The organism is Microcystis sp. M49636_WE2, assembly GCF_030065375.1.
GTDB lineage: Bacteria > Cyanobacteriota > Cyanobacteriia > Cyanobacteriales > Microcystaceae > Microcystis > Microcystis aeruginosa_C.
Genome location: NZ_JASJFG010000867.1, coordinates 1 through 8,162 on the forward strand (window position 1 = coordinate 1; position 8,162 = coordinate 8,162).

The 8,162-nt window shown below is 42.8% G+C and carries 9 protein-coding genes; 4 read left to right on the top strand and 5 right to left on the bottom strand.

Translation table 11 applies throughout. The features are described from left to right. Window positions 1–403 precede the first annotated feature (403 nt). Window positions 404–1,501 (bottom strand): signal peptidase I, encoded by a 1,098-nt coding sequence (lepB, locus tag PX484_RS19835; protein ID WP_287767820.1) that lies wholly within the window; start codon window positions 1,499–1,501, stop codon window positions 404–406. Window positions 1,502–1,653: 152 nt separating this feature from the next. Between lepB and PX484_RS19840 the strand changes: the two genes are divergently transcribed. The 3 genes from PX484_RS19840 (at window position 1,654) to PX484_RS19850 (ending at window position 3,380) form a co-directional block, all read left to right on the top strand. After that, window positions 1,654–2,313, top strand: a complete 660-nt coding sequence (locus PX484_RS19840; protein ID WP_287669633.1) for a glutathione S-transferase family protein — start codon at window positions 1,654–1,656, stop codon at window positions 2,311–2,313. Next, window positions 2,314–2,610: a glutathione S-transferase gene (locus tag PX484_RS19845; RefSeq protein WP_287767818.1), complete on the top strand. Its 297-nt coding sequence runs from the start codon at window positions 2,314–2,316 to the stop codon at window positions 2,608–2,610. A 149-nt stretch (window positions 2,611–2,759) separates the two neighbouring features. Then, on the top strand, window positions 2,760–3,380 hold the full coding sequence (locus PX484_RS19850; RefSeq protein ID WP_287669630.1) for a chorismate lyase: 621 nt from the start codon (window positions 2,760–2,762) through the stop codon (window positions 3,378–3,380). 32 nt (window positions 3,381–3,412) lie between these two features. Here PX484_RS19850 and PX484_RS19855 read toward each other — a convergent pair whose 3' ends face one another. Next, complete coding sequence (locus PX484_RS19855; protein ID WP_287767816.1) at window positions 3,413–5,452, bottom strand: hydantoinase/oxoprolinase family protein; 2,040 nt, start codon at window positions 5,450–5,452, stop codon at window positions 3,413–3,415. 84 nt (window positions 5,453–5,536) lie between these two features. Between PX484_RS19855 and PX484_RS19860 the strand changes: the two genes are divergently transcribed. After that, window positions 5,537–6,544, top strand: coding sequence for a Gfo/Idh/MocA family protein (locus tag PX484_RS19860; protein ID WP_287669626.1), 1,008 nt, complete (start codon window positions 5,537–5,539; stop codon window positions 6,542–6,544). A gap of 353 nt (window positions 6,545–6,897) precedes the next feature. Here PX484_RS19860 and PX484_RS19865 read toward each other — a convergent pair whose 3' ends face one another. From PX484_RS19865 to PX484_RS19875, 3 genes are all read right to left on the bottom strand, one after another. After that, entirely contained in the window at window positions 6,898–7,311 is a 414-nt protein-coding gene (locus PX484_RS19865; RefSeq protein WP_002758126.1) for a type II toxin-antitoxin system VapC family toxin, read from the bottom strand. Beyond that, window positions 7,308–7,583, bottom strand: coding sequence for a hypothetical protein (locus PX484_RS19870; RefSeq protein WP_287767814.1), 276 nt, complete (start codon window positions 7,581–7,583; stop codon window positions 7,308–7,310). The genes PX484_RS19865 and PX484_RS19870 overlap by 4 nt, the downstream gene beginning before the upstream one ends. A 358-nt stretch (window positions 7,584–7,941) precedes the next feature. Next, window positions 7,942–8,162 (bottom strand): type II toxin-antitoxin system PemK/MazF family toxin (locus PX484_RS19875; protein WP_288105232.1); only part of this gene is annotated, 221 nt, incomplete at its 5' end.

Sequence of the window (8,162 nt, forward strand, 5' to 3'; positions counted from 1 at the left end):
AAGTCCATCCTTGTAAAGATAGTTTAACGGCAATAGCTCTTTTTAATTCTCTTGAATCTGGATTCGTTTTAATCCATTTATCTAGTTCCTCGATATCTTTTTTGATTTTCTGAGCCTTGTCCATAATTAAAGTTATTAAAACATTGACTTAGATTATAGCATTTTTTTCAGAAATTGGTTTCCACGTCTCAAATGTAAATGCTATATGATCGATTAATCTTTGTGTCCTTTGTGTCTTTGTGGTTCGTTCCACCCCCTCGCTAGGAGGAATGTATCTTAGAATACACTTTACCCACCAAATCCAAGAGAGCCAAAATTCTTGCGGTTAGGTTTTTCCTCGCTAATAAGTAGATAGGATTAAAATTACCCCTTGAAGATAGCTGAAAATCAATAGTCATCCCCATCATAACAAAGACTGGACACGATCGAGGGGCCAGTAAACTTTATAGGCTTGACCAACGATATAACTTTCCGACAAAAAACCCCAATCACGGGAATCAAAACTATGGTTACGATTATCTCCCAAAACAAACAGGGTTTTTGGGGGTACAGTCATAAATTCCATTTCATAATTGGCTAACTCGGCGGTGTAGAGTTCCTCGATAACTTGCCGGTTGAGATAAACTTTACCCCTGCGGATTTCAATGGTATCTCCGGCAATAGCGATGACTCGTTTGATAAAAAAATCTCCAGACTTAGGATCTAGTTGCCTAATTTTTTCCGGAGTTCTAAAAACAATTATATCGCCTCTTTTCGCTTGATAATTACTGGATTGACTGACGAAAACGCGATCACCTATTGCGAGGGTAGGTAGCATGGATTCGCTCGGAATCTGGAAAAATTCTATTTTTTGATGTAACCAATTGGGAAAATAATTACAGATAATTCCCCAAGTAAAAATCACTCCCACCATCAGTGCCAAAATGGAACGATAGGTGTGACGATGGGGGTGGAATTGATCGGGGAAAGTGTGATAAACGTGATAAATAGCGATCACTGTAACTAAAGGGGTAAGAAAGAGGATATTGGTCAAAAAATGATCCATTTTCAGGCTAATCTGGGATATAGTCAGAAAAATTATCCCTAAGATCACCTTATCGGCGTACAATTGCCCCAAACCTGGCATAATCCGGTTAGCGAAGACGGCAAACCATGGGTTTTTTTGTTTCCGGGGAATTTTCTCTAAGCTGTTATTCTGTCTGGAATCATAAACAGTCCAGTGAGCGTCAAAAATATTGCTAATGTAAACGATAACCAGAGCAACTATTCCCCCTAATCCCCAGCTTACAGGGCCATTGGGGCTAAAAATTGACCAAATTGTCACAATTATTAATATTACTTGAGAGATCGCCCAAATGGTTGCTTTTTGGTTTTTGCTAGCATACCATTGTCCCAAACCGGGGAAAAACATCGAGAGATTGACCGCTAACCAGGGATCTTTTGCTTGTGAATTAGTCGCATAAGGACGAGAAACAGCCGAAAAAAGGGAGGGTTTGCTCATAGTATAGACCTATTGCCAATTCATTTAACAGTAAACAGTAATCAGTGAAAACACAGTAGGAATAATACTGCTCGCTTAATACATACTGGTCACTTAAAACTCAAATCTGATAACTGATAACTGATAACTACTATAGCAATCAACAACAATTAATGCTTTTACTTCAATTTAGCACCTCTCATTACTGTCGCAAAGCTCGTTTAGCACTAGGTTATAAGGGGATTGATTACCAAGTAGAAAATCTCACCCCTGGACTACATATTCTCAAACTCAGACCCCTAACTAAAGGGTTAACCACTGTCCCCGTTTTAATGGCAGCAGATGAGATTATTGCCGATTCTACTGCCATTTTCAGATATTTAGAAAAAGTAGTTCCTTTCCCCTCTTTTATTCCCGATGGGGAAAAGGAGAAAAATCAAGCTTGGTTACTAGAGGATTGGTTAGATGAAAGTATTGGAGTAGCGACGAGATTTGTCTATTATAATTATCGCGCTGGAGAGGGAAAAGCGATCGATTCTTCCCTGAGTAGTCAAATAATTATTAATATCGTGCGACAACAATATAAAATCACCCCAGCCAGGGTAAAATTAGCGGAGGAGCGCCTAGAAAATGCCCTCAAGATTCTAGAATATTGGCAAAATCAGCCCTATTTGGTGGCGGATAAATTAAGTGTAGCCGATATTGCCGCCACTGCCCTACTCAGTCCTCTGGCTCTAATTCCCAGTTATCGTCAAAAATATCCCTGGTTGTTTGCTAGAATCGGGGAAATTCATCAACAGTGTCGAGAAAAATTGCCCCCCGGTTTAAATTAAATGCAGCGAACGATCAAAATTATCATCCTCATCTCGATCGGTTTCTTCTCGCCCCTAAAAGCCCTTGCTTTGCCCTCTCCTGAAGATATTCCCGAAGAAGTTTTACGAGCAGAAATTATCACTTCGGCTCGATCGCCCCTGGATAATCAACCCCTAACTGCGGCAGAATATGCCTTACTAGAAGAACAATTAGCCACCAGCATTTATTCCCCCCAAATTAATCCCAAGATTCGACAATTAATTGCCCTGAGAAGATTACAAAAACTCCTCCAGATTTTGATACCTTTCTATCGTTAATATCAAAATAGCCGATCTCCTTTGGCAAGATTGCATCTGCTAACCGAAAAATTTAGAGAGGATTGGAACAAGGCGATCGCTTTTATCGCCAGCAGACAAAAATCCCGTGTTATGATTAATGAAAAAATCATAAAGTTTTGTAACAAACCTTGACTGCTATCCTCCGCCCCCAAGAAAAGCCCCTGCTTAATCCTCCTTGGTACTCCCTGTCCCCTCTCTGGCAAGGAGACGAAACCGATGTTAAACAAGGTTTACCCCATAGCCAACTCGCGCCTCCTTGGCAGATTTTAATTCTCGGTGATGGTTCTCCCACCCGTCATTTACAACTTTTAACCGGTGAAAAAACGGAAGTGGATGTGATCGATATGTCCCCCATCGGCGATGATGAGGATGGCGCACCGATGAAAATTAGCCTGATTCCGGGGCCGAGATTGCGTCGTCAAGTCTGGTTACGCACAGCGAGCGGTCAAAGGTTAGCCTATGCCGCTTCTTGGTGGTCTGCCAATCAAGTGGACGAATATCTAGAAAATCGTTCCCTACCGATTTGGGAAAGTCTCTCGCGGCTGCACACGGAATTGTATCGCGATGTGCAGGGACTTTATTACGGTCATTCCCCGGAATTAGAAATAGCTTTTGGGGAAAAAGGAGCTTTTTGGGGTCGTCATTACCTATTTTGGCACGCTCGCCAACCCCTTACCCTGATTTACGAGGTTTTTTCTCCCTATCTCCGTAAATACCTCGGCGAAATGAGAATTGATCAATTAGAATAACTGCCGTAGATATTTCTATGTAGTTCAATTAGCTAATCTTTGGAGAGAATTAAATGATTTTTCTCCGTTAATTTTGCCATCCAACCCGGTTCAATCACAATCGTGCTAATTTTTTCGATAATAATTGCCGGTCCTGCCAGACAATCAAAAGGTTCCAGATCTGAACGCTGATAAATTGGCGTTTCCCGCCATTGATTAGCCATAAAAACCGCTACTCGATCGAGGATATGAGGTAATTCTCCCATCGGACGGGTGCGGGTTAAAATTGCTTCTTGGGGACTGTCCATAGTCTGGATCAATTCCACGGCAATCGACTCAACAATTAAAGCTTTTTGTTCTTGTTTAAACCCATAACGTCTTTGATGTTCCCGTTCAAAATCCTGACGCATTTGATCGCTAAAATTAACCGCTAAAGTGGCATCACTGCCTTGATATTTTAAACTAACTTGCTGCCGCACCCGATTATAACCCTCTAATTCCCGACCCGCTAAAACTTCTAATTCGTTCATTTCCGGGAGTAACTCCCCGATTAAATCGGCATTTAACGGCTGTTCGATCGCTTTTTCTTTAATTACCCTCAAATCGGCCAAACCCATGCCGTAGGCGCTTAAAACCCCGGCGTAGGGATGGAGAAAAATGCTTTTCATTCCCAGAGTATCGGCAATTAAACAAGCCACTTGACCCCCGGCACCGCCAAAGGTACAAAGAGTATAATCACTGAGATCATAACCCTTTTGTAGAGAGATTTTTTTAATCGCATTAGCCATATTTTCTACGGCAATTTGAATAAACCCCGCAGCCAACATTTCAGGACTATTATTACCCCCCATTGTTGCCACCAATTCTTGAAACTTTGTCAGCACAATCTCTCTATCTAGGTGTAAATTTCCCTCTTCTCCAAAAATAGCGGGAAAATAGGCATCTTGAATTTTTCCTAACAAAACATTAGCATCGGTAATTGTTAATGGGCCACCCCGTCGATAACAGGCAGGTCCCGGATTAGCTCCGGCACTTTCTGGTCCGACCCGAAAACGATAACCATCATAGACTAAAATCGAACCCCCACCAGCGGCCACGGTGTGAATACTTAACATCGGCGCTCGCATTCTTACGCCGGCAATTTCGTTATCTGTTTGGCGCTCGTATTCCCCTTGAAAATGAGAAACATCGGTGCTAGTTCCTCCCATATCAAAACTGATAATTTTGCTAAATCCCGCCCTTAAACTGGTTTGTACTGCCCCGACTATTCCCCCCGCAGGACCAGATAAAATGCTATCTTTACCCTGAAATTTATCGGCGGTGACTAAACCGCCATCGGATTTCATAAATAGTAAGCTAGTTTTCGGTAATTGCTGGCTAATACTATCAACATAGCGGCGTAAAATTGGCGATAGATAGGCAGAAACTACCGTGGTATCTCCCCGGGATACCAGTTTCATTAAAGGACTGACTTGGTGGGAAATGGCTAGATGAGTAAAGCCGATTTCTTCGGCAATGGCTGCCACTTGTTTTTCGTGGTCAGGATAACGATAACCGTGCATAAAAACAATCGCACAACTTCGGATACCCGCTTGATAAACTGGTATTAAATCGGCTTTAACTTGGGCGGGATTAACGGCGATTAATTCTTGTCCTTGACGATCGTAGCGTTCGGCCACTTCGATAACTTGTTCGTATAATAAAGAAGGAAGAATAATTTGACGGGCAAAAATATCGGGGCGATTTTGATAGCCAATTCTCAAGGCATCTTTAAAACCTTTGGTGATTAACAAAACCGTGCGCTCTCCTTTTCTTTCTAACAGCGCATTTGTGGCTACCGTTGTTCCCATTTTGATCACTTCGATGTTATCTAGGGAACCGCTAATATCTTTGATCCCTTGAATGACTGCATCTGGGTATTTTTCGGGATTTTCCGAGAGCAGTTTATAGAGAACAATCCACTGTTGATCGGCAAGGGGAACAATCAGAAATCTAGCGGCATCTCTAGCTAGTCGTTCAATAATTTCTGGTTGATCGATTATCGCCACGATATCGGTAAAAGTTCCCCCTCGATCGATAAAAAATTTTAACATAATCCCTTCCAGTTCTCAGAATCAATTAACAATTGCGCCTAATCCTTTTAAGATAAACTAGATTGATTTATCTGAGTAAGCAAAATGTCCACAGGAATCGCTATCTTAGGGGTAGGACGTTGGGGAGTGCATTACGTCCGTCATTTTTCTCAACATCCCTCAGCGCAAGTAGTGGCGATCGTTGATCCCTCCCCTGAAAAACTCCGTCTCTGTCGCGATCAATTTAATCTCGATACTAATAAGGTTATTTTAGCCAATGACTGGGAATCTATTCGCAATCACCCCGAAATCTCGGCTGTGGTCGTCGTTACTCCCGCCATCAGCCATTATCCCCTGATTAAAGATGCTCTTAATTTAGGTTATCACGTCCTCGCCGAAAAACCCTTAACCCTCAATCCCCAAGAATGTGCCGAATTAACGGCATTAGCGGCTAAAAAACAGCGTATTTTATTAGTTGATCATACCTATCTTTTTCATCCCGCCGTTATCACTGGACAAAAAGTCCTGCAATCCGGGGGTATCGGTAAACCTCTTTATGGTTATGCCACTCGCACCCACCTGGGGCCAGTTCGTCAGGATGTGTCCGCTTTGTGGGATCTAGCTATTCACGATATCTCGATTTTTAATCATTGGTTAAATAGTACACCAGTATCGGTACAGGCGAGGGGAACTTTCTGGCTACAACCTAATCTAGCCGATTTAGTCTGGTTAACCCTGATCTATGGCGATGGTTTTCAAGCGACTATTCACCTTTGTTGGTTGAATCCCGATAAACAGCGACGCTTAGGAATAGTTGGCAGCGAAGGGACTTTAATTTTTAATGAATTAGACTCTCGATCGCCTTTAACCCGACAAAAGGGCTATTTTGAACGTCAGGAAGCCTATTTTATTCCCCGGGGACAAGAGACGGAATCTATCCCTATTGCCGATGGTGAACCCCTGAAAGCATTGTGCGAACATTTTTTAGAGTCGGTGGCTACGGGTGTCGATTCTCCTGTATCTTCGGGATCGGTAGGGACGGAATTAGTCAAAATCCTCCAGGCAGCAGAATTATCTATAGCTAGAGGTGGAGAAATCCTGCGCTTAGAATAGGTAAAAATGGGATCGATAGGTAGGGTCTGCTGAAAAAGTTTTTCGTGGGGGTAGGGTGTGGGGTGTGGGGTGTGGGGTGTGAAGTATAACCTGATTTGCTATTGACGAGGAGTTTGTACGGCGTTAGATTTATTAGAGGTTTTCTTAATTTGTACCCAGTAAGAGGGTATCGGAAATTCTCTTAATCCCCCCTACAGCACAGGTTATGCCTTTTTGTCAACGGGGAAGTCCAGAACCCGATCGGTGCGTAGCGCGCTCGATCGCTAACGGATCAAATCAGCGACGGCATTAGAAAGCAAGCTCAGCAGCGACGAATTTTGACCGTCCGCTGCCACGCAGTGTTAGCTGGCGGTTCAAGGAAATAACTCAAAGTAATCGCAGTGACTTGGACGAATAATCGAAAAATCTCGGCGATCAAGTGTGTAAACGCGAGTAATAGTAAGCCTTTCAGCTATGGCAATGATCGCTGCATCTGTAAAGTCAAGCTGATTGTCAGCATATTGTTCCAATATCTCATGCACTCGTACCAAGTCTTCTGGGATTACAGGTTCAACTTGAACCGCATCAGGTGTCATACTGGATACAAAACGGCGCATTGCTTGGTGGCCCAATCTTGATGCAATCAGATAGCAGACCTCAGGCAGGACAACGACAGGTAGAACCAATGGCTCATTCACGCTTTGAGCAATAGCCAACACCCGTTGATGATTGCGATCGCCCTGATCGGTTAAGGCAAACAAAAAACTGGTGTCAAGTATCGCCGTCATACTGAATTGCTTGGGTTAAGATTCCAGCCGGACACCGGATCAATCTCATTGCCTAGAATCTCTTCATCACGTTCTGAAATATCCTCTTGACCAGAGTTGCCTAAACCTGCAACTGCAAGCAGAAAACTAGAAGAATGAGTGGTCAGTTCTCTTTGATAGGCTGCTTTATAGCGAAGATAGTCAAGAAAATTAGACAGTTCCACTAAAGCCTCATCAGGGAGAGCCTTGACTGCTTCAATTAGCGGTTGCCGTTCTATAATGCTTCTATCCATTACTAAATCTTAGATTAGGACTTCTCCTATTTTACTCCTCAACTCAACGAACAGGCTCACTTACTAACTATCACAGCAGGTAACACCTGAATACAGTCCGCACAAATTGGCATGAAGTCAAAGATCACAGTTGGGGGTCTGCCGTTAACCTAACCCACCAGAGCGGTGTACTGCTACGCAGTGCCTTCGACATCGCACTTAAATCCACAGTTTCCATCAATGTGCATGGTGCGTTCCCCAAAATCGATCGGTGGAGTAGTACCACATTAGGGAACGCACCCTACCAGCTGAATTCACCCGCCATTTTGGTCTATTTTCCAGCATCAGTCGCTTTTTATTAGTCGGGTGCAATGATTTGTTAGATCTCAAATTCGATTACAGTAGCAATGGCGGCTACAATTTCCAGTATTGTAATTTCAGAAACGCTTCCTAATTTACGAATAAACCTTTGTAAATCCACCCCCCTTAGTTGAAGAGTATCAATTGCAGAAGCTTTATTCAATCCATTGATACTGTTAGGTTCAATTTTAACGTGCCAGAAATTTGCTGAAAAATATGTTTTCCAGTCTGTAATAGGAG

Excerpts from the sequence above, each read along its gene's own strand:
- lepB (WP_287767820.1), bottom strand. The coding sequence starts at position 1,501 with ATGAGCAAACCCTCCCTTTTTTCGGCTGTTTCTCGTCCTTATGCGACT.
- PX484_RS19840 (WP_287669633.1), top strand. The coding sequence starts at position 1,654 with ATGCTTTTACTTCAATTTAGCACCTCTCATTACTGTCGCAAAGCTCGT.
- PX484_RS19845 (WP_287767818.1), top strand. The coding sequence starts at position 2,314 with ATGCAGCGAACGATCAAAATTATCATCCTCATCTCGATCGGTTTCTTC.
- PX484_RS19855 (WP_287767816.1), bottom strand. The coding sequence starts at position 5,452 with ATGTTAAAATTTTTTATCGATCGAGGGGGAACTTTTACCGATATCGTG.
- PX484_RS19860 (WP_287669626.1), top strand. The coding sequence starts at position 5,537 with ATGTCCACAGGAATCGCTATCTTAGGGGTAGGACGTTGGGGAGTGCAT.
- PX484_RS19865 (WP_002758126.1), bottom strand. The coding sequence starts at position 7,311 with ATGACGGCGATACTTGACACCAGTTTTTTGTTTGCCTTAACCGATCAG.
- PX484_RS19870 (WP_287767814.1), bottom strand. The coding sequence starts at position 7,583 with ATGGATAGAAGCATTATAGAACGGCAACCGCTAATTGAAGCAGTCAAG.